The sequence below is a fragment of the Aquicoccus porphyridii genome, from assembly GCF_008369105.1.
Taxonomy (GTDB): Bacteria; Pseudomonadota; Alphaproteobacteria; order Rhodobacterales; family Rhodobacteraceae; genus Aquicoccus; species Aquicoccus porphyridii.
The window spans coordinates 176,506-197,922 of the sequence record NZ_VINQ01000005.1; the positions used below are offsets into that span (position 1 = coordinate 176,506).

The 21,417-nt window shown below is 63.8% G+C and carries 24 protein-coding genes; 15 read left to right on the forward strand and 9 right to left on the reverse strand.

The annotated features are described in order from the left end of the window. Nucleotides 1-258: 258 nt before the first annotated feature. Nucleotides 259-1,083 (forward strand): DUF4198 domain-containing protein, encoded by an 825-nt coding sequence (locus FLO80_RS09565; RefSeq protein ID WP_111366047.1) that lies wholly within the window; start codon nucleotides 259-261, stop codon nucleotides 1,081-1,083. On the opposite strand, the gene gspD is transcribed toward FLO80_RS09565, so the two are convergent. The 5 genes from gspD to gspG are packed head-to-tail and all read right to left on the reverse strand — an operon-like array spanning nucleotide 1,077 to nucleotide 5,205. Beyond that, nucleotides 1,077-2,990, reverse strand: a complete 1,914-nt coding sequence (gene gspD, locus FLO80_RS09570; protein ID WP_111366419.1) for a type II secretion system secretin GspD — start codon at nucleotides 2,988-2,990, stop codon at nucleotides 1,077-1,079. The two genes, FLO80_RS09565 and gspD, sit on opposite strands and share 7 nt — an antisense overlap. Nucleotides 2,991-3,010: 20 nt before the next feature. Then, on the reverse strand, nucleotides 3,011-3,895 hold the full coding sequence (locus tag FLO80_RS09575) for a type II secretion system protein N (protein ID WP_111366044.1): 885 nt from the start codon (nucleotides 3,893-3,895) through the stop codon (nucleotides 3,011-3,013). Next, the gene (gene gspI / locus FLO80_RS09580) at nucleotides 3,892-4,269 is read right to left on the reverse strand and encodes a type II secretion system minor pseudopilin GspI (RefSeq protein ID WP_111366041.1); all 378 of its coding nucleotides are present in this window, start codon (nucleotides 4,267-4,269) and stop codon (nucleotides 3,892-3,894) included. The genes FLO80_RS09575 and gspI overlap by 4 nt, the downstream gene beginning before the upstream one ends. After that, nucleotides 4,266-4,736 carry a prepilin-type N-terminal cleavage/methylation domain-containing protein gene (locus FLO80_RS09585; protein ID WP_188078253.1) on the reverse strand — a complete coding sequence of 157 codons (471 nt, stop codon included), beginning with the start codon at nucleotides 4,734-4,736 and terminating at the stop codon, nucleotides 4,266-4,268. The genes gspI and FLO80_RS09585 overlap by 4 nt, the downstream gene beginning before the upstream one ends. Beyond that, complete coding sequence (gene gspG / locus FLO80_RS09590) at nucleotides 4,729-5,205, reverse strand: type II secretion system major pseudopilin GspG (protein ID WP_111366035.1); 477 nt, start codon at nucleotides 5,203-5,205, stop codon at nucleotides 4,729-4,731. The genes FLO80_RS09585 and gspG overlap by 8 nt, the downstream gene beginning before the upstream one ends. A 143-nt stretch (nucleotides 5,206-5,348) precedes the next feature. Between gspG and gspL the strand changes: the two genes are divergently transcribed. The 4 genes from gspL to FLO80_RS09610 are packed head-to-tail and all read left to right on the forward strand — an operon-like array spanning nucleotide 5,349 to nucleotide 9,605. Beyond that, a complete protein-coding gene (gene gspL / locus FLO80_RS09595) occupies nucleotides 5,349-6,464 on the forward strand; it encodes a type II secretion system protein GspL (RefSeq protein WP_188078254.1) in 1,116 nt (371 codons plus the stop codon). Next, on the forward strand, nucleotides 6,461-6,919 hold the full coding sequence (locus FLO80_RS09600; RefSeq protein WP_111366030.1) for a type II secretion system protein M: 459 nt from the start codon (nucleotides 6,461-6,463) through the stop codon (nucleotides 6,917-6,919). Before gspL ends, FLO80_RS09600 begins: the two co-directional genes overlap by 4 nt. After that, entirely contained in the window at nucleotides 6,916-8,400 is a 1,485-nt protein-coding gene (locus FLO80_RS09605; RefSeq protein WP_111366027.1) for a GspE/PulE family protein, read from the forward strand. Before FLO80_RS09600 ends, FLO80_RS09605 begins: the two co-directional genes overlap by 4 nt. 14 nt (nucleotides 8,401-8,414) lie before the next feature. Continuing rightward, nucleotides 8,415-9,605 (forward strand): type II secretion system F family protein, encoded by a 1,191-nt coding sequence (locus FLO80_RS09610; protein ID WP_246156635.1) that lies wholly within the window; start codon nucleotides 8,415-8,417, stop codon nucleotides 9,603-9,605. On the opposite strand, the gene gspN is transcribed toward FLO80_RS09610, so the two are convergent. Further along, nucleotides 9,606-10,250, reverse strand: coding sequence for a type II secretion system protein N (gene gspN / locus FLO80_RS09615; RefSeq protein WP_149187069.1), 645 nt, complete (start codon nucleotides 10,248-10,250; stop codon nucleotides 9,606-9,608). A gap of 56 nt (nucleotides 10,251-10,306) precedes the next feature. Between gspN and FLO80_RS09620 the strand changes: the two genes are divergently transcribed. The 3 genes from FLO80_RS09620 to FLO80_RS09630 are packed head-to-tail and all read left to right on the forward strand — an operon-like array spanning nucleotide 10,307 to nucleotide 12,773. Continuing rightward, on the forward strand, nucleotides 10,307-11,368 hold the full coding sequence (locus tag FLO80_RS09620) for a penicillin-binding protein activator (RefSeq protein WP_281286986.1): 1,062 nt from the start codon (nucleotides 10,307-10,309) through the stop codon (nucleotides 11,366-11,368). Continuing rightward, nucleotides 11,365-11,916 carry a PulJ/GspJ family protein gene (locus tag FLO80_RS09625; RefSeq protein WP_111366018.1) on the forward strand — a complete coding sequence of 184 codons (552 nt, stop codon included), beginning with the start codon at nucleotides 11,365-11,367 and terminating at the stop codon, nucleotides 11,914-11,916. The genes FLO80_RS09620 and FLO80_RS09625 overlap by 4 nt, the downstream gene beginning before the upstream one ends. After that, on the forward strand, nucleotides 11,913-12,773 hold the full coding sequence (locus tag FLO80_RS09630) for a type II secretion system protein GspK (RefSeq protein ID WP_111366016.1): 861 nt from the start codon (nucleotides 11,913-11,915) through the stop codon (nucleotides 12,771-12,773). The genes FLO80_RS09625 and FLO80_RS09630 overlap by 4 nt, the downstream gene beginning before the upstream one ends. 99 nt (nucleotides 12,774-12,872) lie before the next feature. Here FLO80_RS09630 and FLO80_RS09635 read toward each other — a convergent pair whose 3' ends face one another. Beyond that, complete coding sequence (locus FLO80_RS09635; RefSeq protein WP_111366014.1) at nucleotides 12,873-13,079, reverse strand: hypothetical protein; 207 nt, start codon at nucleotides 13,077-13,079, stop codon at nucleotides 12,873-12,875. Nucleotides 13,080-13,089: 10 nt separating this feature from the next. Then, a complete protein-coding gene (locus tag FLO80_RS09640; RefSeq protein WP_246156637.1) occupies nucleotides 13,090-14,580 on the reverse strand; it encodes a DUF4331 domain-containing protein in 1,491 nt (496 codons plus the stop codon). A gap of 221 nt (nucleotides 14,581-14,801) precedes the next feature. Between FLO80_RS09640 and FLO80_RS09645 the strand changes: the two genes are divergently transcribed. After that, entirely contained in the window at nucleotides 14,802-15,260 is a 459-nt protein-coding gene (locus tag FLO80_RS09645; RefSeq protein WP_111366009.1) for a prepilin peptidase, read from the forward strand. Nucleotides 15,261-15,331: 71 nt separating this feature from the next. On the opposite strand, the gene FLO80_RS09650 is transcribed toward FLO80_RS09645, so the two are convergent. Next, nucleotides 15,332-16,516 (reverse strand): HupE/UreJ family protein, encoded by a 1,185-nt coding sequence (locus FLO80_RS09650; RefSeq protein WP_111366006.1) that lies wholly within the window; start codon nucleotides 16,514-16,516, stop codon nucleotides 15,332-15,334. Nucleotides 16,517-16,942: 426 nt separating this feature from the next. On the opposite strand from FLO80_RS09650, the gene FLO80_RS09655 reads away from it, so the two are divergent. Genes FLO80_RS09655 through FLO80_RS09680 form a run of 6 tightly spaced genes read left to right on the forward strand, consistent with a single transcriptional unit; the run spans nucleotide 16,943 to nucleotide 21,362 of the window. Next, nucleotides 16,943-17,497, forward strand: a complete 555-nt coding sequence (locus FLO80_RS09655; protein ID WP_146611037.1) for a hypothetical protein — start codon at nucleotides 16,943-16,945, stop codon at nucleotides 17,495-17,497. Then, nucleotides 17,494-18,168: an ABC transporter ATP-binding protein gene (locus FLO80_RS09660; protein WP_111366001.1), complete on the forward strand. Its 675-nt coding sequence runs from the start codon at nucleotides 17,494-17,496 to the stop codon at nucleotides 18,166-18,168. Before FLO80_RS09655 ends, FLO80_RS09660 begins: the two co-directional genes overlap by 4 nt. Next, a complete protein-coding gene (locus FLO80_RS09665) occupies nucleotides 18,165-19,322 on the forward strand; it encodes an ABC transporter permease (RefSeq protein WP_111365998.1) in 1,158 nt (385 codons plus the stop codon). Before FLO80_RS09660 ends, FLO80_RS09665 begins: the two co-directional genes overlap by 4 nt. 28 nt (nucleotides 19,323-19,350) lie before the next feature. Then, nucleotides 19,351-20,118 (forward strand): DUF4198 domain-containing protein, encoded by a 768-nt coding sequence (locus FLO80_RS09670; protein ID WP_111365995.1) that lies wholly within the window; start codon nucleotides 19,351-19,353, stop codon nucleotides 20,116-20,118. Continuing rightward, a complete protein-coding gene (locus FLO80_RS09675) occupies nucleotides 20,118-20,453 on the forward strand; it encodes a DM13 domain-containing protein (protein ID WP_111365993.1) in 336 nt (111 codons plus the stop codon). The genes FLO80_RS09670 and FLO80_RS09675 overlap by 1 nt, the downstream gene beginning before the upstream one ends. A gap of 3 nt (nucleotides 20,454-20,456) precedes the next feature. Next, nucleotides 20,457-21,362 carry a metal ABC transporter substrate-binding protein gene (locus FLO80_RS09680; protein ID WP_111365990.1) on the forward strand — a complete coding sequence of 302 codons (906 nt, stop codon included), beginning with the start codon at nucleotides 20,457-20,459 and terminating at the stop codon, nucleotides 21,360-21,362. Nucleotides 21,363-21,417 lie beyond the last annotated feature (55 nt).

Sequence of the window (21,417 nt, forward strand, 5' to 3'; positions counted from 1 at the left end):
GACGAACCACAGATGCCGCTATCCGAGCTTGCGTAGCGAACGCACCAGGCATGGCCTGGGGTAAAAATGCCAGCACCACAGCTCGCCACCGGGTCGAACCTCGTCATACCCCCGGCGTCATGGGCGCAGCAGCCATCGCACGCATTGCCCTGCGACGCGCGAAAACGGGAACGGCCTTCGGCGATCCGAAGAGATAACCACTTGGCATTTCACGATAGTCTGTCATAGTTTTGACCCAACTGAGGTTGGTATCACGCAATGGCATTTTTCTCTCGACTGTCACTGATCTTGGCGCTTGGCGTCGCATCGGCCGGGGCCAGCGCCCACGAGGTCTGGCTCGAACCGGAAAACTGGGTGGTGGCAGAACAGGAGCCTGTCACGGCCCGGTTGCGGAATGGTGAGTATTTCGAAGGTATCGAGTTGATCTGGAACGACCGCTCAGTGGTTCGGGCGGAACGTTGGGACAATCTCGGGGTCCAGCCGATTACCGGGCGGCTGGGTGACCGTCCGGCCTTGGCGACAACGGCAGAGCGGGACGGTCTCTTGACGCTCCTCTACAAATCCTCGATCAACACGGTTGATTACACGGAATATGACAAGTTCGCGGAGTTTCTCGCAGAGAAGGGATACGAGGCCATACTGCAGCAACACGCTGCACGCAGACTGCCACAGGCGCCGATCCGCGAGGCCTATTCCAGGTATGCCAAGGCGCTGGTCGCCGTAGGGTCGGGCCAGGGGGCAGACGCGCCTCGCGGCCTGGAGATCGAACTCGTCGCGCTGAGCAATCCCTATACCACCGACCCCGACGCAGAGATGCGGTTTCAGGCCGTCTATCAGGGCAAGCCGCTGGCCGACAATCAAGTGACCATTTTTGCCAAGGCTCCGGACGGCACCGTCGAGACATCGTACCGGACCACGGACGACGCGGGCACCGTGTCGATCGACACCGTGCCGGGGCACGCCTACCTGATCGATACAGTGCTGGTTCGCGAACCGAACCGCGCCGTTGTGGCGCGAACGCGCGGCGCTGTCTGGGAATCGCTCTGGGCGTCGCTGACGTTTCGTGTACCGCCCCGTCAATAAAGCCCGTTGATCTCCAACGGCAGCCGATCAACCTTGCGTTCCTTCAGCAAGTTGCGCGGAGGTTCGGCCGCATCGGCCTTGCGAACCCGCCGGAATTGACGCTCCGCCAACGCATTGGCCTTTTGCTGGCTGTCGATCACGGTCGGGCGCATGAACACGAACAGCGTGCGGCGGGTCTGGTCCTTGCTGCGCGACCGGAACAGCGCGCCGATGATGGGCGCATCGCCGAGACCCGGCACCTTCGCGTTGATCGAACGATTGTCGTCGGTGATCAGGCCGCCCAGCACAACTGTCCCGCCATCCTGGGCCTGCACCGTCGTTTCGATCACGCGGCGGTTGGTGACCAGATCGGCGGCACCTTCGACATTTGCATTGACCAGGCTGGACACTTCCTGAACGATCTCCAGCCGCACGACCCCATTCGATGTCACACGCGGCAGCACCTGCATGGTGATGCCGACATCGCGCCGTTCGATCGTGGTGAATGGCTCCACGGTATTCCCATCCGTCGCGAACGATCCGGTACGGAACGGCACATTCTGACCAACGACGATGGTGGCCGGTTTGTTGTCGGTGGTGGTGATTGAGGGTGTGGACAGAAGATTGGCCTGGGTCGATTGCGCCAGGGCCTGGACCAGGATGCCGAAATTGTCGGACGCCCCACCCAGGGTAAGGCCGCTGGCCAGGCCAGAAGCCTGACTGACGCCCAGGGCACTCAGCAGAGCACCGAGCGAATTACCGCCATTGCCAAAGGATGTCGCGCCGAACCCTCCGTTCGGCAGATTTTCACCCAGTCCCAGTTGGATACCCAACCGTTCGGCAACTTCGCCGGAGACTTCGACGATCGCGGCTTCGATCATGACCTGCCTGGGGCGCTGGTCCAGCGCGTTAATCAGGCTGGTGGCTTCCTGGATCTGACTCGGCGTACCGCGGATGACGATGGAATTGGTTTCCGTCGAGGCTTGCACCGAAACCTCGGGCGCGGGGTCCGCCGGGGCTTCCCCTTCGATGTCTTCGGCCACCGGATTGACGATATCGGTGCCCCCCTGCAGCGTGTTGGCGACGATTTCGGCCACAACCTCGGCATCGCCGAATTTCAACGAATAAATGTGGGTGCGTTTCCGAACCTGCGGGTTCGTGCGGGGTGCCACGTCCATTTGGCGTGCCAGCTCGCGAATCTCGCTGATATCGCGCTCACTGCCCCGCACCAGCAGAATGTTCGACCCTTCATCGACCGAGATCCGCGCACCGCTTCCGGACGTGCCCAACACATCGGACATCGCCTGCGCCACGGCCTGCGCCTCGGCAAAAGCAAAGCGGATGATCTCGGTGCGCTGTTCCTCGGGCAGGTCGAAGGTACGGGCGATGTTGACGATCCGGTCCACGTTGGCCTGGCTGTCGGTGACGATGATCGCGTTCGGAGCCGTCAACGCCTCGATATAACCGGTATCGGCCACCAGCGGACGCAGGACCCGCACGGCTTCGGTCGACGGCAGACGGTCAAGCGGGACGAGCTTGGTGATCACGTCCTGATCGCCGGCACGCCCGCCAAGCGATGCCGTGCCGCCCTTGGAAACCGATTGAGTCTCGGGCACGACCTCCCAGATCACTCCCGCCTCGACCGCCACGAAGCCTCGCACGCGCAGCAGGGATTGAAACAGGGACCAGACACCTGCCTGGGTCAGCGGCTTGGCGGAAACGACGGTGACATCACCGGACAGCGCGGGATCGATCACCAGGGTGCGCTCGGTGATTTCCGACACCTGTTCGGCCAGAACCGAGATTTCCGCGTTACGCAGGTTGAACACGAATTCGGCATCCGTGTCATCCAGCACGGTGCGTTGGGCCAGGAGCGGGCCAGGGACAAGCACGAAGAGCAACATCAGAAGGCCGACGGTTTTTGCCATGCAGTTCTCCATTATGATCGTCATCTGAGCGGGAAAGTCAGCAGCAATGCCTGACCGTCTCGTTCGACTTCCAGCCGCGCAATCCCCGATGCGGCAACTTGATCGTAAAGCTCTCTGTCACTGCTCAGGTCGCCCACAGGCTGACCATTCAATCGCGTTACCACATCACCGGGCCTCAGCCCAGCCAAAGTCACGCCGATATCGGGATCGTTCTTGATCCGATACCCATTCTCCACAAGTTCCACGCCCACGCTGTCCATCGCGGCCTGGGGATTGCGGGTAATTCTGTCGCGCCAGAGCTTGATATAGTCGTCGGTCGTTTCGGGCGGCGGCCCTTCGCGCAGATCAATCGACCCCGGACCGGAGACAATCGCCGCCGCCAATCTCGCAAACGGATCACTCGGTGCCTGTTCCGCGGGGGTGTCGAATTTCTCCGCGCTTTCCTGCCCGACAAGGATGCCACCGAAGCCGACGACCTGCAGCCGGTCCCCGGTCTGCAAGGTGATCGTATCGGTGTTGATCGCCACCAGCTCCGCCGCCTGCACCTCGTCACCGACCCGCAGGACCGACATTTTTCCACCCGCCAGAATATAGGCCCGCGATTGGCCCGGATCGGGATCGACCAGGACCCCGCGCAGTGCCAGATCAAGCTTTGTCATGTTTTCAGGGGCTTGCCTCGTCTGCGCCGCGGGCTCCACCTGCCCGAAGGGCGCCAGCGCGGTAATGACATCAAGATCCCGTTGCGGTGCCGTGCCTTCGGTGGCGGGCTGCCGGGCAACGGACATCGGCAGCACCTCGGTATGCCCGCCCATGTGCCACCACAACCGCACCCCGGCGAACACCAGGCTTGCGATCAACAGGCCCGCCACCAGTGCGGTCAGTATCCACAGGCGCGCGGCGGTCATGGTGAAACCCCGCCAAGCGCAAGATATCCGGTCAGGGCCACAAGAGACGCATCGGGCCCGTCAGCCGCATCGGCAACATTGACCGTCACGGCGTGCAGGGACGATCCCGGCAGAGGGCGCGCGGTTTGTCTGACGGCCCAATCGACGCCCCATGCGCGAGTCCATTCGGCCCGGAGCGGAACACCGAGGGCCGTCGCAGCAAGGGCGTTTTCGGCGACCCAGCGCGCCACGATCCTGTCGGACAGCCCGCGCGTTGCTGCTGCATGCCGCTCGACCCCACCCAGCAGCGTGACTGCTCCCACCGCAAGAACCGCAAGCGCCACCAGCGTTTCGATCAGGGTAAACCCATTCTGTCCGGCATCGGGGCGGGTCATGGCGCGACTCCCGCCGCCGCACCGTCGAAAAAAACCCTGCGACGCAGCGCACCCGCCTCGAGCCTCAAATGCGAGACACCCTCTTTGCCGGGCAGGAGGTCGGGCGATATCTGCACAACGCCCCGGCGCGCACCGTCACGATCGGACAAGACGATCCCGCGCTCGAGGTCATGCCGCTCGGACAGCGGCGCGCCCGTGGCCGAACGCCATGCGCCGTCCTGCCATTCCTGAAACGCGTATCCTCCACCCTGCCAGTCCAACACGTAATGGCGTCCTTTCATCAGGCTTCGCTCGCTAGCGAGATTCAGCCGCGCAGCCAGCAACGCCGCCTCCTGATCAAGTGTGCGCGCAGGCGAGGCCGAAGGCAGTGCATAGCTCACGACACCGGCGCTGACGCCGATCAGGGTCAGGACCACGAGGATTTCGATCAGCGTGACTCCGGCATCGACCCTGCGCATCTCAGCCATCTGCCGCCTGCAGCGTCCCGAACTCGATGTCGGCATTCACGCCATCCCCGCCGGGCTGCCCGTCGGCGCCCAGGCTGATCAGGTCGAACCGACCGTCTTGCCCCGGTGAGCGATAGATATAATCCGAGCCCCAGGGATCTTTCGGCATCGCCGACAGATATCCGCCCGTGGCCCAGTTCACCGGCTCCGGCGCCACTGTCGGGCGCTCGACCAGCGCCGCGAGGCCCTGCCCCGTGCTGGGGTAAGTGCGGTTGTCGAGGCGGTATAATTCCAGCGCGCCGGCGATAGCGCGAAGATCGGTCTTCGCGACGGTTACCCGGGCCTCATCGGGGCGGCCGATGACGTTGGGCACGACCATGGCCGCGACAACGGCGATGATGACCAGAACGACCATCATCTCGATCAGCGTCACGCCCGCCTGCCGGTCCCGCCTGCGGCGTTTTCCATAGCGCGTTTCATCGAACAGCATGAAACTTTTTTCCTTTCTGCACCGTGTAATGGCTATGGTTGGCACCACCTGACGTCGCCAAAGACAGAACAGCGATGAGGAAACATATAGCACAGATTCACCCCTTGGAAAACAAAAAAACCGTTATATCTCAGAACCTTGACGTGCCCCCGCCTGTGTCGGACGCGGCCCGTTCGGGTACGAGCGACCCACCGTTGAACGGATCGCCGGGGACGCCGCTCGAAACTCTCGCCGACCTTTTGCCTGACGATGTGAAAACGGGCACAACCTTGATTCCCGCCGAACTGGTTGCCCTGCATGTCGTCGATCTTCCCGTTCGCACGACCCGGCAGCGGCGCGAAGCGCTGCCTTACGCGCTGGAGGAAGCCGTGGGGCGCCCCCTGGAACACACCCATTTCGCGCTTTGCGGCCCGGGCGAGGATGGCAGGGTGCTGGCCGCCGCCATGGACGAAGACACGCTGGCGGCCTATCTGGCCAGCGCGCCGGGCACGGCGCTGGTGCCGGAACAGATGGTTCTGCGTCGGCCGGATCGCACCATCGACGGAAAGGAAACATGGCGCGCATATCGCCGCGACGATCGCGTGCTGGTGCGCGTATCCGACGGCACCGGTTTCGCCGTGCGCAACGACATGTTGCACGCATTGTGGCTTTCGGCCGAACGACCGGCGATAGAAAGCGTTGGCGCGCCGCTGGGAACGGATCTGGTCTGGAGTGACCATGCGGACACCGATTTGCCACATCCCGGGGATCTGGCCGATGCCGATCTGCGCCAGGGCGCGTATCTCCCCGCGCGCGGGCTCAAACGGCCGCTCAAATGGCTCGCGGCCGCCGTTGCCGTCGCGGCCCTCGGGCATCTGGCGATCGCCGCCTTCGACCTGCGCGCACAGCGCGCGATCGCCGAGGATCTGCGCGCCGATGCCCGTGCGGCGCTTGCCACCCATCTGCCCGATGCGTCGATCGACGACGCGCCCGAGCTTATCCTGCGCCGATTGGCTGCGCGGAACCAGCCGCAGGTCGGCTCGACCTTCCTGCCGATACTCGAGCGGGTGGCGCAAGCATTGTCGCGCACGGGCGTTGCCGTGCAGTTTCGCCAACTGACCTGGAGCGATAATGCAATGCGCCTGACCATCGAGGCGCCGGATCTGGACATGTTACAACGGGCCGAGGCCAGCCTGAGAGCGGCCAACCTGCAGGTTTCCAGCGGAACGACCACGGCCGATTCCGGTGCGGCACGGGCCGAATTGACGGTGCGGCCATGAGTATTCTGGCACGACTCAACCCGCGCGAACGGGTCATTGTTCTGGGCGGGGGCGCATTTCTGATCGCGCTGGCGGCGTGGTTTTATGTCTGGCAGCCGCTGGCCAGCGAACGCGCCGAACAGGCCGAACGCATCGCGCGCTACCTTGCCGTGATCGAAATTACCCGAATGGTGGACAACCGGGCGCCGACGGTCGAACCCGCGCCGGTCAACGACGCGCCCCTCACCCCCCGCATCACCCAAAGCGCCGAGGCCGCCGGCATTCCCCTGGCCAGGCTCGATCCCGATGGTTCGCGCCTGCGCATCACCGTGGCGTCGGCGGGGTTTGCGGAACTGACCAGGTGGATCGCCGCACTTGAATCGGTCGAGGGCGTGCGCGCGCTGTCGGTGGAAATGTCGCGCCTGACCCAGCCGGGTCAGGTGTCGATGCGCCTGACATTGGAGGACGCACAATGAGCACAACAACCCTGAGCTATGGCTTTGCCAAGGCCCACGGCGTGCTTCTGGATCAGTCCGAGGGCATGCCGATGATCTGTCGCCACCTGCCCGGTACGCCCCTGTCATCCCTGATCGAGGCGCAGCGCATCGCCGGCCAGTTGGTCACCTTTGAACCGGTCGATCCCGAAACCTTCGACAAGGCATTGTCCGCCGTCTATCGCGACAGCGCCTCGGAGGCCGCGCAGATGGCCGATGCAGACAGCGACGATCTGAGCGCACTTGCCGAATCCGCGGCGTCGGTTGACGATCTGCTGGACCAGAAAGACGACGCTCCGGTCGTTCGCCTGATCAACGCGCTGCTTCTGGAGGCGGTGAAGGACGGCGCGTCCGATATCCATATCGAGGTCGAGGAAAAGCGCCTGGTCGTGCGGTTTCGCGTCGACGGTGTGCTGCGCGAAGTGCTCGAGCCCCGCCGCGCGCTGGCGCCGCAACTCTCCAGCCGTCTCAAGGTGATGGGCAAGCTGGACATCTCCGAAAAGAGATTGCCCCAGGATGGCCGAGTCAGCCTGCGGGTGGGCAGCTATGAGTTGGATGTGCGCATCTCCACCCTGCCCTCGCAATTCGGCGAACGGGTTGTGTTGCGCCTGCTGGACCGTGGCCAGACCCAGCTTGGCATCGCGCATCTCGGCATGACCACGCGCGACAGCGATGCGTTTCGAACAATCATCACCGCGCCGGAGGGGCTGGTTCTGGTCACGGGTCCGACGGGATCGGGCAAGACGACCTCGCTCTATGCGGCGCTGCACGCGCTCAACGACCGACAGCGCAACATCCTGACCGTGGAAGACCCGATCGAATATTCGATGGACGGGGTGGGACAGATTCAAGTCAACGCCAAGACCGAAATGACCTTCGCCCGGGGGCTGCGCGCCATCCTGCGTCAGGACCCCGACGTCATCATGGTTGGCGAGATCCGCGATGGCGAAACCGCGCGAATTGCGGTAGAAAGCGCCATGACCGGGCATCTCGTCCTGTCCACGCTGCACACCAACACGGCCATCGGTGCGGTCTCACGCCTTATCGACATGGGGGTGGAACGGTTCCTGCTGGCCCCGATGGTGCGCGGTCTCATGGCTCAGCGGCTGGTGCGCAGACTGTGTACGGCCTGCCGGGTGCCAACCCGTTTGTCCGAGGCCGAGGCGACGCTTTTGTCCCGGACTCTCGATCCGGGCACCGAGATATTCGAGGCCAAAGGATGCGAGGACTGCGGCGGCACGGGCTATCGCGGGCGGCTGGCAATTTACGAGATCGTCGTGGCCACCCCGCAACTGCAATCCATGATCCACGAAGGCGCGTCCGAGGCCGCGATGACACAAGAGGCGCGCAAGACGTCGCCCGGCATCCCGCAAGACGGGGCCGACAAGATCCGCGACGGGCTGACAACGGTGCAGGAAGTCGCCCGCGCGGTGCGCGAAGACGCCACGGCCGGGGCGCGCTGACCGTGCCGGCCTTCATGTACCGTGCCGTCGACCCGTCGGGCAAGAAATCAAAGGGCTTGCTGGACGCGGCGAACGAGGCGTCGGCCCGCTCCGACCTGCGCCGGCGCGGCCTGTTGCCGTTGTCGATCGAGCCGACGCGACACGCGGCGGGCAGCGCTTTTCGTCCGCACCGGATGAGCTTGAAAAAGCAGGTGCTCGTCACCCGGCAACTGGCCACCCTGGCCGGGGCGCAGGTGCGCATCGAGGACGCGATCAAGATCGTTGCGGACCAGATCAAGGGCCCGCGTGACGTTTCGCTGCTGCTGAACCTGCGCAGTGCCATCGTCGATGGCCGCAGTTTCGCCGAAGCACTTGAGGACGCGCCGGGCAGTTTCGATGAATATTACCGGGCCTCTGTTCGGGCCGGGGAAAGCGCCGGCAAGCTGAGCGAGGTGATGGAGCATCTGGCCAACCACATGGAGGACCGCGCGCGCAATCGGCAAAGCCTGCAACTGGCGCTGATCTATCCCGCTTTGCTGGCGCTGGTGTCGATCGGGGTCATCGTGGCACTGCTGACGCTCGTGGTGCCCGATATCGTGCGTGTCTTCACGGCGCGCGGGGCCGAATTGCCAGCACTCACCCGCGGGTTGATCGCGGTCTCGGACTGGATCGCGCGTTGGGGGTTGATTGCCGCGGGTGTGGGCGTGGCGGCGATCGTCGCTGGTCTGGCCCTGTTGCGGCAGCCCGCCATCCGGTTGGCCTGGGACCGTTGGCTGACCCGCGCGCCGGTCGTGCGCGGGCTGGTGCTGCGGGTAAATGCGGCGCAGTTCACCGGCACGTTGGCAACGCTGGTTCAATCCGGCGTTCCACTGGCCGAAGCCCTGGCTGCGGCGGCCCGGACAGTTCCAAACCGGTTCATGCGCGCGCGCATCGCTGAGGTGACGCAGAACGTGCAGGATGGCGCCAGCCTGTCGAAATCGATCCAGGCGACAGAGGTATTCCCCCCGATGCTGATCGCGATGATCGCCAGTGGCGAGGCCGGCGGGCGACTGGGCGACAGCCTGGAACGCGCCGCGAATGATCAGGCGGCAACGCTCAAGGCCACCGTCACGACCATCGTCGCGCTGGTCGAACCTGCGGTGCTGCTGGTGATGGGCGGGATCGTGATGCTGTTGGTGATGTCGATCCTGATGCCGATCGTGGGGCTGAATGCGCTGGCCGGGTGATCAGAACGGCAATTGCAGGCTGATCGGGCCGCCGCGCGGAAGCTGTGGAAAGACATCGGCGGCGTCGGGTTGGATCGCGATGTCCAATAGGCGGTCCCGATGGACGCGGACGGTCGCAAGGGGCTCGGTCTGCTCCGCCCTGAGCGTGAGCAGCGCAGCATCACGCTCACTGGATAGCGTGAGCGTGAGGGGCGGCATGGTGATGGTCTGCCCGGTCTTGCGACAATCGCCCTCGGGGGTCGTGATCTCGCCCGAAGCGGCGGTGCGCCGCCACCCCCACCGGAACGACACATCGGCAACCCGGGCGGTCATGTCACATGCCCACGCCCCCGGAACGAGCTGCGCCAGCCCCGGCCCCGCCCGACCCGACATTTCGTGCAGGACAACCCCGCGCGCACCGGTCTGCAGCTGGCCGACAATGCGTGTGTCGTTGCCCTCGATCGTGAAATCGGTCGCCAGATGAGGCAATCCGAACACTTCCGCATGGCTGTTCCAGTTCAGTTGATACCCGCCCTGAAGCTCGGCCCGGCCGGTTCTCAACGACCCGTGGACCGCCACCACCGCTGGTGTGGAATCGAGGTTTCGTGTAACAATACTGACCGGTGCGACGACAACGCACAGCACGGCCAATGAGAGAAGGATCACACATGTCGCAGCCACTCCCAACGCCCAGAATCCGAGACGGCGAAACGGCTTCCGGGATGTCACGGCGGCGGATTCTGACCGGGCTTTCATGTGCGTCTCTGGTCTCCCTGGTTCCAGGCTGCGGGCAGATCTCTCTGCCATTCGGGGGCGAGGCACGCGGCGCGGGCAGGAGCGAAAAATCGGCCTTGCTGCTGCCGCTTTCGGGAGCCTCGGCTCCGTTAGGCCAGAGATTGCAGATTGCCGCAACCCTCGGCGGCGGACCGGGCATCGGGATTGATATCATCGACAGCGGGTCTACCCCTGAAACGGCGGTCGCGGCGGCCAAGCGGGCCGTCGACGGGGGCGCACGGATGATCGTCGGGCCGGTGTTCAGCGCCCAGGCCCAGGCGGTCGCCGACGCCGTGCGCGTGCCGGTCGTGACATTGTCGAACGACGAGTCGCTGGCAGGTGGGGGAACCTATGTCCTGGGTGTCACACCAACACAATCGACCCGGGCGATCCTGTCGATCGCGGCCCAGCGCAACCTGCGAAACGTGGCGGTCGTGGTGCCGCCCGGTGCGTTCGGCGAGCGGTCGGCAGCAGCGGCGGAAAGCGTCGGGCGCACACTGGGCCTGTCAATGCGCCCTGCCTTGGTGAAATCGAACGCCGACGGGTTGCTGGACGCCCTGCGTGCCGGGGGGCAACTGCCCGACGCGGTCTATCTTCCGGCGGCCGACGGCACCTTGCTGCCATTCGCCCAGGCGTTGCGCGGACAGGGGATGCAACTGCTGGGCTCGACCCAGTGGTCCGCGCTTGACCTTTCGGACCGTCCGGCCTTTCGCGGGGCGTGGTATGCCGCGCCGGACCCGTTGCGCTTTGCCGCATTCGATGAAGCCTACACGCAAGCCGCGGGATCGGCGGGCGGGATCATCAGCGGGCTGGCCTTCGATGGGGTCGAACTGTTGCGCGTTCTGGGTCAGACCGGTCAACTGTCCGCCAAGGGACTGACCCGGCAAGAGGGGTTCACCGGCGTCGTCGGGCCCTACCGGTTCCTCAAGTCCGGTTTGTGCGAACGTGGCCTTGGTGTGGTCAGCATCGCCGACGGGGAATTCAACCTGATCGGAAGCACCTCGGTATGACCCGGGCGCGCACCGGTGACGCGGGGCTGAGCCTCGTCGAAGTTCTGGTGTCGCTGGCGATCTTTGCCGTTATCGGCGTCGCGGGGCTCGCCATCCTGAACACGGTGGCGCGCACTGGCGAGCGGACCGAGGGGCGGCTCGAGCGTCTCGCCGAGATCGACCGGGCCTTTCTGATCATCCGTCGCGATCTGGCACAGATCGCCCCGAGCGAAATCACGCTCGATGGCGATGTGCTGGTCTTTCGCCGCGCCAATGCAGACGGCCGGGTCGCGCTGGCGTTTCGGATCGAGGATACGACCCTGACACGCCGCGTCGGCGATACGGGGTCGGGGCCCGTCGATCAGCACCTGTTGTCGCAAACCACCGCGGCGCAATGGCGTCTCCTCGATGGATCGCAAGACTGGCACACGCTCTGGCCGCCGGCCGATGGAAGCACCACAGGTCGGCCTCTGGCCGCTGAGCTGACACTTAAGCTGCGGCGCGCCGATGCAGACATGCCCGAGGTCGTGACGCGCCTCTTTCCCCTTCCCGCGGGCCAGGGCAGATGATCGCGCGCGATGCTCAGGGCGGTGTCGTTCTGGTGAACGTCCTCGTGGTGCTCGCCATCGCGGGCGGGCTGATGCTTCTGCTGGTCTCAAGCCAGGAAGCCGCGTTTGACCGTGTCGCCCGCGCGGCGGATGCGGCGGTGGTGGAACAGATCGCCATGGGCGCCGAAGCATCGGTCGTGGACGCGCTACGCCGCGATCTGGACGACGCCCCCGAAACCGATCACTTGGCCGAGCCCTGGGCACAGGGCGTGATACAGGACGAAGTGTCACTGCCCACCGGGCGATTTTCGGTGCGAGTCACCGATCTGCAAGCAAAGTTCGACATCAATCAAATGGCCGAGCCCAGCGCGGGACTGCTGGATTTCCTCCGTCGATTGCTGCTTGCCCTGGATCAGCCACCCGAAACCGCGAACCAGATTTCACGCATCATGAGGGTCGTGGGGCAAATCGCGCGGCTCGACGATCTCTCCACCTTCGGCGTCGCGCCCGAAACGCTCGCGGCCATGGCCCCCCATGTGACCGCCCTGCCGATCGCGGGGACCGTGAACCTCAACACGGTCGATCCCTTGCTGCTGCGGGTCATGCTGCAGAACCGGAGCCATGCCGCGCAACTGATCCGCACACGCGAAAGCCGCGGTTTCCTGACCCTCGACGATCTGCGCTCGGTCGGGGCGCAGCGCCCGCAGAACAGCGGGTTCACGTCGAATGCTTACCGGGTCGATATCCTTGCCGAGGCAGGAACCGCCGCCATCGAGATGCAAACCATCCTGACCCGGCGTAACGCCCGGGGAGTCCAGGCTGTCGATATCCTCGAGCGGCAATTCACATACGACACACCGATCCCCCCCTCAAACTAGGACGGCCCCCACATCGGGGGGCCGCCTGCCGTTTTTTCAAGCGTTTCAACGCTCAAGGTGTCATGACCGCGGGCAGGGTTCGCCCGGGATTTCGACCACCTAGGGGTTGAACGGGTCAGTGGTATAGCTGACCTGGAGCGGCACCGACTGGGCGTCTACAGGCTCGGAGTTCGGCGCCTGGTTGAACATGGCGACGAACGCCTCGCCCAGGCTCTCGATGCCAGCAAGACCGACAGCGGAACTGCCACAGGCCGCCACAAAGAGCACACTGCCAATGACAAAGGCTTTGGATCTCAGTTCCATCATCTCGACCTCCTTAATTCATCGCGCCGGGCAGAGGCGTGTTCAGATAGGGGAACGCGTTCTGCAACTCGGCTGCCGAAATCGGTGCGCCGTCGATGAAGGGCTGATCGCCAACAGGGGCATCTTCCGGGTCGCAGTAGCCCAGGTTGATCAGGTCGCTTGCTTCGTCTTCGACCGCGCCTTCAACGCCCAGTTCCGCACCCAGCGGCACAGGATGACACAGGGCGCCCATCACCACACGCAGTGCGATGTCGACCACATCATCACCGGGACGACGGCCATTCGGGAAACCCGCAAGATCCTCGGCAACCACACCATAGGGATGCTGGCTGCCGCGCGGCGTCGCAGGAACGGCAGTGTTAAGCCGCATCATTTCCGAAGCGGTCACGGTCGCCTGCTGATTGAAGCCGGGGAACCCGGTCAGGAACGCCGCCACCAGGTCCGTGCGCGGCAGGTTCGACGGAGCGATATTGCTGTCCGCACCCAAGGCGTCGCGGAACAGGATGTCGATCAGTGCCGGCAGCGTCGGGTTGGTGACATAGGTTGCCAGCGCGCTGTCCTGCATGGGTTCTGCCGCGTTGAACAGATCCTTGTCGGGCAGACCGATCACGACTTCGTTGACCAGCGGATTGGACAGGCGTGACTGCTGCACGAAGGCCCCGCCGTAGACGGACGTCTCGGCATAGGTCGGCGACGGGTCCTCGACCTCGCCTTGCGGCAGGCTGGCGGTGGTCCATGCGCCGATGACGCCGTTGCCGCTGCCGGTGACGCAGTCGATCGGCACTTCCAGCGCCAGCGAAGTGACATTGAACCGGTCCACCAGATCGTCGTTGGAGCGGTCGTTGGCAATCGCCCCTTCGAGGGGCACAAGGTTCACGAGATCAAAGATCTCGCCCAGGTTCACGGCAAACGCTTCGGCGCGCTGGCCCACGAATACCCGGCCCCCGGTGTCGCATCCCGGGATGTTGACGCTGTGGATCGTGCTGTTGGCATAGCTTTCATAATCCGGCAAAGTCTTTTCGCCGACATTATCCAGCGGTTTGACAAAGGTGTCGCTCCCGCCCGAACCTGTCACTGGCGTGCGCGTTCCCGAGCGGCGGTCGCCAGTGATGTGGGTCAGCGTGTAGCTTTCCATCTCGTTCAGCGGGTCATCGCTCGCGCCGGTGATCGGACCTGCGGTGCGCAGCGGAATCGGCACTGTTTCTTCGCCGATCTGCAGGGCAATACCTGCACCGTCCATGGCCAGTTCATTTTTGAAATCGAACTGGAACGTCACGTCTTCGATGGCATCGCCGTCATTGTCGATATGGATCTCGTAAATCGCGTTGGGATCCATGGTGAAATAGTTCGGGCCACCATAGGGCGCCTGAAGCGGAATGTAGTTGGCAATGAACGTCACATAGTCCGTGCGGCCCGGCTCATAGCTCCGGAACATGTAGAAATCCGTCGCATCCACTTTCGGCTGTTCGGTGATTCCCGGCGCTTCGCGATGCGAAGAAGCCATTGCCGTTGAGGCCGTGAGGGCAGCAACGCTCGCCATCGTGGCAAACTTTAAGCTTGATCTTGGAATCGGCATCGGTCTCTCCTGTTGTATCGACATGTCGGATCATCCGACATTTCCCGGGCCTGAACGGATGTCATTTCAACGGCCCTCTGGAGACACGGGGTGGGAAGCAGGAAAGTTCCGGTACGCTGCGAAATTTCTCCTGAAAATATCGCAAGGATTTGATTTTGCTAGATATTTTTTTGACCGCAGGACTGGCATTGACCTTGGCACGGCTCACATGGATCGACTTTCGCACCCTGCGCATACCTGACCTCTACACGTTTCCGCTGATTGCTGCGGGCCTTGCACTGGCAACCACGGAAGGTGGAGTCGGGCTGCCCGCATCCGCGATCGGTGGTCTCGCCGGATTCGCGCTTTTCTGGGTCGTGGGCCACCTGCATTTCTTGCGACGTGGCGTCGACGGACTGGGTTTGGGCGATGCAAAGCTGTTCGCGGCATGCGGCACATGGCTTGGCTACATGTTGCTGCCCCATGTCCTGCTGGTGGCAAGCTTGAGCGGCCTTGCGTTCGCAATTGCCTGCAGGCATGCATCTGACCCACGAATCCCGTTCGGCCCCTTCCTCTCGCTCGGGTTCCTGCTCGTCTGGCTGGGCACCCGGTTCCAACTCGTTGGATGAAAGGGCTTACAGTCTTTTGCGAATGACCGGGGTCAGGGCGCGAAGCAGGGCCCGGGCGGGGCCAGCCTGACCTAGAGCAAAACCCGCTCGAAAAACCACCACGCGCCGATCAGCCCGCCCCCCGCCGACGCGGGGATCGCGATGACAGGACGATACCATGACTTGTCGCGAAACCAGAGCCCGACCAGCAGGAAAGCCGTCAGGATCACCGCAAGCTGCCCCAGCTCCACGCCCGCGTTGAACCCCAGCAGCGCGGGCAAGACATTGCGCTCGGGCATCCCGAACTCTTCCAGCACCGACGCAAGGCCCAGCCCGTGCACCAGGCCAAACCCGAACACCAGCGGCAGGCGCCAGCGGCTCGATCCACCGGCAAAGATGTTCTCCGCGGCCACATAGACGATCGACACGGCAATGAGCGGCTCGACGATCGCACTCGGCACGGCCAGGTATCCAAGAGATCCCAGCACCAGCGTTGCCGAATGCGCAAGCGTGAACGCCGCGACCTGCCACAGCAACGGGCGTATTTGCCTCGCCAGCAAGAGCAGCCCCAGCACGAAAAGGACATGATCCAGCCCCAATGGCACCATCTGCCGAAAGCCGATCGGAACGAAGTCTGCAAAAGCCTGCCACGACGCCGCCCGGCTGCCGGTCGGCAGCTCGATCGGCGGGCTGATCGTGCCCCCTTCGAGATAACCGCTATAGGGTTCTTCGACCCCCTGCTGGCGCAGCACCAGCACGCCCAGCGGCGCGGCCCAGCCGACCTGCACCGTCGTCGCGCCCGCAGGCAGCGCGGCGCGAAACCGCAGGACAGACGGGCGGGCAAGCTCGGTATTCTCGATCGAGGGAATCTCCACCCCCGTCAGTTCGGGTTCCAGGTCGCCTTGATCCGAGCGGATCGTGATCTGCGCGGCCATTTGGGGCCAGAAGGCGCGAAACCGGGCCTCAAGGTCTTCGGGCGGCATCGCCCGCAAGGCGTCATAGGCCGAGGTATCGGCGGCCTCGCCGGTGTCGTGGACACCCGACAGATCTATCCCCGCGACAAAGCTTTCAAGGTTCGCCTGCACATCGAACGCCAAGGCCCCGTCGACCAGCGTCATGTCGGCGACCGACGGCACCACCTCGTGACCCCGTGCCGCCGGGCCGAAGGATACCAGCGCCAGAACAAAGGCGATCGCGTTCACGGCGGCAACTCGGCGCAGCCCGAAAAATTGCCCCCGCCTGTCGTTCTTGTCTTGCTTGCCCCACTGCTTGACCATTCGGTTCGGCTTGCCCCCTGCCATGAAGGTATTCAATGCGTTGGCCCGGTCCCGGCACATGATTTACAGCCATTGTCGGGCCGATAACCGGTCTTGACCACGCCGAGTGTAGCGCAGCTTTCCACAAGGTCCACCGCCACGACAAATGCCAATGACGTGAACGACACAGGCCACAACGCCAAGCATGATCGAGCGCATCGCGCCCTGCTCGTCCTGTGGCTGTGCCCGGGCACATGGTATTCCCTGCGGGTCGTGCAACCAGGTGGACGACCGGCTTTATCCTCCGCGATCAGGGCTTTGCAACTACGCCCCTGCATTGACATTAACCTCTCGCCGACCAGAAATAAGTTATCGGAGAAACTTTTTCGTCCTCGCCGCCGTGACTGTTCCCAAGGCCGGATCAAAGGGAATGACGTGCACAACGAGATGACAACCGGACTTCTTGTGGCAGGAGGCTTGGCTGTGCTTGCCGTGGTCGTCACGTTTGCACATCCCAAGGCCACCGGTGATCAGGGATTTGCAGCATTGGAATTCGGCGAATTGTCGGCCGAGGAATTCTCGAACACATCCTACGAGATCCTGCCCGAGATGCTCGCCGTGATTTACCGCGCGTTCTCCGAAACCGAGGAAGAACAGATCTACGACAGTCTCGCACAGGTGTCGGCGGATGAGGCGCTGGAAACACTCTACCTCGAACGTATGGGGGCGATGGTCGGCGGCGGGCTGGACGAAGGCAATCAGGAGTTGCACGCGATGGAGCTGGAGGGGCTCGCGTCACATCGAACCGGAACGACGTTCAAGATGAATGCCACGTGGCGCGTTGTCGGCACCGTGGGTCACGCGACCCATTTGCACGTGCGCGGCAACACCTACGCAGCCGACCTGACGGTCGAGCCTGTCGGGGGGAAATGGCGCATGACCAGCTTTGACCTGACGGATGTGGACCGGAGCGATGCGGGCACCATGGTGGTGGCGGAATGATCAGGATCGAGAACCTGTCGTTTTCCTATCCGGGCGGCGATTTCCGGCTGGAGATTCCGCGCCTCACACTGGAGCCGGGTGAAAAGGTCGCGGTCGTCGGACCCAGCGGCACCGGCAAGACGACGCTGCTCAATCTCATCGCGGGGATATCAGTGCCGACCTCCGGATCGGTTCGCGTCGACGATCAGACCGTTTCCGACATGAACGATGCGGCGCGGCGCGCACTGCGGGCCGCGAAGATCGGTTTTGTCTTCCAGGATTTCGCCCTGCTCGAATACCTGAGTGCCCGCGAGAACATCCTGTTCCCCTACCGGATCGCAGCCGGCATCAGGATCGACGCGCGCGCCCGTACCCGTGCCGAGCAACTGGCCCTGTCCTGCGGTCTCGAGGGCAAGCTCGACCGCCGCCCCGGCGCGCTGAGCCAGGGGGAACAGCAGCGCGTCGCACTTTGCCGCGCGCTCGTGATGAACCCACGGCTCGTTCTGGCGGACGAGGCCACGGGCAATCTCGACCCTGCCAACAAGACAGCCATTCTTGACCTGATGTTCGCGCGCAGCTCCGATCACGGGGCGACATTGCTGGCCGTGACCCATGACCACGCATTGCTGCCCCGTTTTGACCGCGTCATCGACTTCTCGGACTTTCGCCAATCGCAAGGCGGTGCCGCATGAACGCGTTTTTCCTCGCCTTTGCCTATCTGCGGTTTCATTGGGGGCGCTCACTGGTGCTGGTGCTGGTTGCGGCCCTCATCCTGTCGGTGCCGATCATCAGCCAGGTCTTGCTCAACGGATCGCAAAAGGCACTGACCGAACGGGCCGAAGAGACCCCGCTTGTTCTGGGCCGTCGCGGCAGCCAGCTCGATCTGGCAATGAACGCGCTCTATTTTTCAGATGACCGGGCCGAACCGGTGACGATGGCCGATGCCGACGCGATCTGGGACAGCGGCCTCGCCCTGCCGATCCCGCTCAACACCGCGTTCGAGACAAACGGCGCCCGGATCGTGGGCACAACGCTGGAATACTTCGATTTTCGCGACCTCGAAGTGACCCGGGGCCGCCAGATGGCCCTGCTCGGCGAGGCGGTGCTGGGGGCAAGGGTCGCTGCCCGGCTCGATCTCGAACCGGGCGATACCGTGGTCTCCGCCCCGCAGAACCTGTTCGATCTCGATGGCGTATATCCGCTTGAGCTGAACATCGTGGGCGTCCTCGCCGGAACCGGCACCGCCGATGACGAGGCGGTCTTTGTCGATATCAAGACCTCCTGGGTGATTGCCGGCATCGGGCACGGCCATGACAGTGTGCTGTCCCCGGGCGCGACACAGGGGGACATCGTCGCGGCCGCCGATATCGTCGAGTTCAACCGGATCACGCAGGAGAATATCGACAGCTTTCACTTCCACGGTGATCCGGCCAGCTATCCCGTCTCGGCGATCCTTCTCGTGCCGAACGATACCCGCGATGCGACGATTCTGCGGGGCCGCTACCTGGACCCGGAAAATGCCGTGCAGATGATCGTGCCGAAGGATGTAATCGGTGAACTGGTCGGACGGATCTTCCGGATCAAGTCCTTGCTCGATGCGGTGACGCTGATCGTGGGCGCGGCGGCGCTGGCCGCGGTCGGCCTGGCCGTGTTCCTGACCTACCGCTTGCGGGCCCGGGAAATCCAGACCGCGTTCAAGATCGGGGCCCGGCGCGGCATGATCCTGCGCCTGCTCGCAGCCGAAACCGTCATATTGCTGTGCTTTGCCGGAATGATCGCGTCTGGCATCGCGCTAGCCGTGAAGAGCAACGGCAGCGCCCTCGTGTCCTGGCTTCTCGCGGGATGACCACAAATTCGAAAAAGGGAAAGAGACCATGAAATCGATTTTTTCCACCACGATTGCAATTGCCGCCCTCAGCGGCACAACGGCCCTCGCCCATTACGGGATGATCATTCCCAGCGATCCGATGATCAGCCAGGAAGACGGGCGATCGGTGCAATTGTCGGTCTCGTTTTCCCACCCTTTCGAACTCGACGGCATGGTGCTCGAACAGCCGGTTTCGTTCAATGTCACCCATGACGGCGAAACCACCGATCTGCTGGGCGCCCTGAACAGTTCCGATATCATGGGTCAGCCGGGTTTCACGCTGGAGTATCCGCTTGAAAGACCCGGCACATATGTTTTCTCGATGGAGCCGAAACCCTATTGGGAGCCCGCCGAAGACAGCTTCATCGTGCATCATACCAAGACCTATGTCAGCGCCTTTGACGATGACGAAGGCTGGGACACGGAACTTGGCCTGCGCACCGAAATCGTGCCCCTGAGCAAGCCCTTCGGGCTGTGGGCGGGCAACGTGTTTCAGGGTGTCGTGATGCTCGAAGGCGAACCCGTGCCGAATGCCGAAGTCGAAGTCGAATACTACAACGAAGACGTCAATGCCTCGGTTCCCAGCGACCTGATGATCACCCAGACCGTCAAGGCCGACGCAAACGGCGTTTTCACCTATGCGACCCCGACGGACGGTTGGTGGGGGTTTGCGGCGCTCAACACGGCACCGGAAACGATGCAGCATGACGGCGTGGAAAAGGCGGTCGAACTCGGCGCCGTGATCTGGGTCCATTTCGAAAGGTGGAAAGACTGATGCCCCGGCTTCTTGCCATCCTCGCGGTCGTGGCGCTTGCCACCACCGCCCAAGCCCACCAGTTGAATGTCTTTGCCTTCGTCGAGGATAAGACGGTCGTGGTAGAAACCAGGTTCTCGAACGGCAATCATCCGGTGTCGGGAACGGTGCGGATCTTGAACGAGAAACAAGAGACCGTTCTGACCCTCTCGCTCGAGACGGACGGCACCGTGCGGTTCCCGCTCGATCGGGATGCCGCGGCGAGCGGGCTGACCATCGAGGTCAAGACCGGTGAGGGCCATGACGATTACTGGATACTGACGCCCGAAGACATAGCACGCGGATCGGGAGACTAAGCCATGATACCGAATTGTTTCACCCGCCGCACGGCACTGATCCTGCTGTCATCGACAGCTGCCCTGCCGCTCGCCGCGCAGGATCGGCCCGTGGTGGCCGCCGGCAATTACCCGCTCGCCTATTTCGCCGAACGTCTGGGCGGCGGCAATGTAGAGGTGCTGTTCCTGGTGCCGACCGAAACCGACCCGCCTCTCTGGCGACCCGGGATTTCCGACATCGCCGCCATTCAGGGCGCCGATGTCATCGCGCTGAACGGGGCCGATTTTTCAACATGGCCGACCAAGGCATCGCTGCCCAGATCGCGAACGGTCGACACCTCGGCCGGGTTTGCCGATCGGATGATCACGACCGAAACGCTCACCCATTCCCATGGCGAGAGCGGCGAGCATTCCCACTTGGCGACCGCAAGCTACACCTGGCTCGATTTCTCGCTGGCGATGGAACAGGCAAAGGTGCTTGCTGCGGCCATGGCACGGCAGATTCCCGAGCAGGCATCGGCAATCGCGGCCCGACGCGACGACCTGCTATCCGATCTTGCCGCGCTTGACGCCCGTGCCGCGGCGCTGGCGGGCAACGCCGGTGTCGGCCCGATCATTGCCTCGCACCCGCGCTACCAGTATTTCGGAGCCGCCTACGATCTGGCCATTTCCGCGGTGGAATGGGATGCCCGAGAAGCGCCGTCCGAGGCACAGTGGGCCGCCCTGGAAAGGCTGATCACCGAGACCGGCGCGAACCTGTTCATCTGGGAAGCAGAGCCATCGCCCGCCGCACGTGAACGCATGTCGGCCCTCGGCGTGATCGACGTGGTCTTTCCGCCGCTCGCCAATGCGCCCGCCGATGGCTCGTTCGTCGAACTGATGGACGCATCTCTGGACCGGCTCGAGGATGCATTCCAGCAAGCGCGCTAGGCCGGTGGCGCCCGCGTCCCGGTGGGCCACCGCGCGCAAACGCAAACGGCCCCGC

Bases quoted from the DNA above. Each gene is read 5' to 3' on its own strand.
- FLO80_RS09565 (WP_111366047.1), top strand. From the start codon at position 259: ATGGCATTTTTCTCTCGACTGTCACTGATCTTGGCGCTTGGCGTCGCA.
- gspD (WP_111366419.1), bottom strand. From the start codon at position 2,990: ATGGCAAAAACCGTCGGCCTTCTGATGTTGCTCTTCGTGCTTGTCCCT.
- FLO80_RS09575 (WP_111366044.1), bottom strand. From the start codon at position 3,895: ATGACCGCCGCGCGCCTGTGGATACTGACCGCACTGGTGGCGGGCCTG.
- gspI (WP_111366041.1), bottom strand. From the start codon at position 4,269: ATGACCCGCCCCGATGCCGGACAGAATGGGTTTACCCTGATCGAAACG.
- FLO80_RS09585 (WP_188078253.1), bottom strand. From the start codon at position 4,736: ATGGCTGAGATGCGCAGGGTCGATGCCGGAGTCACGCTGATCGAAATC.
- gspG (WP_111366035.1), bottom strand. From the start codon at position 5,205: ATGCTGTTCGATGAAACGCGCTATGGAAAACGCCGCAGGCGGGACCGG.
- FLO80_RS09600 (WP_111366030.1), top strand. From the start codon at position 6,461: ATGAGTATTCTGGCACGACTCAACCCGCGCGAACGGGTCATTGTTCTG.
- FLO80_RS09605 (WP_111366027.1), top strand. From the start codon at position 6,916: ATGAGCACAACAACCCTGAGCTATGGCTTTGCCAAGGCCCACGGCGTG.
- FLO80_RS09610 (WP_246156635.1), top strand. From the start codon at position 8,415: ATGTACCGTGCCGTCGACCCGTCGGGCAAGAAATCAAAGGGCTTGCTG.
- FLO80_RS09620 (WP_281286986.1), top strand. From the start codon at position 10,307: ATGTCACGGCGGCGGATTCTGACCGGGCTTTCATGTGCGTCTCTGGTC.
- FLO80_RS09625 (WP_111366018.1), top strand. From the start codon at position 11,365: ATGACCCGGGCGCGCACCGGTGACGCGGGGCTGAGCCTCGTCGAAGTT.
- FLO80_RS09630 (WP_111366016.1), top strand. From the start codon at position 11,913: ATGATCGCGCGCGATGCTCAGGGCGGTGTCGTTCTGGTGAACGTCCTC.
- FLO80_RS09635 (WP_111366014.1), bottom strand. From the start codon at position 13,079: ATGATGGAACTGAGATCCAAAGCCTTTGTCATTGGCAGTGTGCTCTTT.
- FLO80_RS09640 (WP_246156637.1), bottom strand. From the start codon at position 14,580: ATGGCTTCTTCGCATCGCGAAGCGCCGGGAATCACCGAACAGCCGAAA.
- FLO80_RS09650 (WP_111366006.1), bottom strand. From the start codon at position 16,516: ATGGTCAAGCAGTGGGGCAAGCAAGACAAGAACGACAGGCGGGGGCAA.
- FLO80_RS09655 (WP_146611037.1), top strand. From the start codon at position 16,943: ATGACAACCGGACTTCTTGTGGCAGGAGGCTTGGCTGTGCTTGCCGTG.
- FLO80_RS09660 (WP_111366001.1), top strand. From the start codon at position 17,494: ATGATCAGGATCGAGAACCTGTCGTTTTCCTATCCGGGCGGCGATTTC.
- FLO80_RS09665 (WP_111365998.1), top strand. From the start codon at position 18,165: ATGAACGCGTTTTTCCTCGCCTTTGCCTATCTGCGGTTTCATTGGGGG.
- FLO80_RS09670 (WP_111365995.1), top strand. From the start codon at position 19,351: ATGAAATCGATTTTTTCCACCACGATTGCAATTGCCGCCCTCAGCGGC.
- FLO80_RS09675 (WP_111365993.1), top strand. From the start codon at position 20,118: ATGCCCCGGCTTCTTGCCATCCTCGCGGTCGTGGCGCTTGCCACCACC.
- FLO80_RS09680 (WP_111365990.1), top strand. From the start codon at position 20,457: ATGATACCGAATTGTTTCACCCGCCGCACGGCACTGATCCTGCTGTCA.